Source organism: Thermococcus sp. M36, assembly GCF_012027355.1.
Lineage (GTDB): Archaea > Methanobacteriota_B > Thermococci > Thermococcales > Thermococcaceae > Thermococcus.
Window position 1 is genome coordinate 1 of the sequence record NZ_SNUH01000233.1, and the last position, 428, is coordinate 428.

General features: G+C 36.7%; 1 protein-coding gene. It reads right to left on the bottom strand.

Annotated features, from left to right (window positions below):
- Window positions 1–28: 28 nt before the first annotated feature.
- Window positions 29–428, bottom strand: a 400-nt coding sequence (locus E3E36_RS12125; protein WP_167895613.1) for a carbohydrate porin, incomplete at its 5' end; no start/stop codon positions are given.

Here is a 428-nt window from a genome sequence, read left to right on the forward strand (position 1 = left end):
TTTCATGGAGTTATTTACAATTCCCTATTTAAAACGCTATATGCCCTCTGATACCAAAAACATGCACAGGCCCTCTGTCTTTATTATAAGCAGGATTATTTACAAACTGATAATCGAATGTGAGCCAGAAAAAGGGCGTAAGCTTTGCACTATAATAGGTTTCAATAATTGTTTCACGTTTATAATTTATAGTACCGTCACCAATAATAAAACCATAACCGCCTGCTTTTAAAAAATCTCTGTGGCCTTTAGATATTCCATTACTCACTACTGCAATGCCCAATACGTCATCAGGTCGCTTCCATTTATTTCCTTTAATTGATACGCCTGCATTGATAGTGTTATCAATTTCTGTAAATGCCCAGGTAGCGTATCTGCCGTCATTCCATCCAAGCCTGCTGAAAAAACCTATGTTATCTGTTAACTGT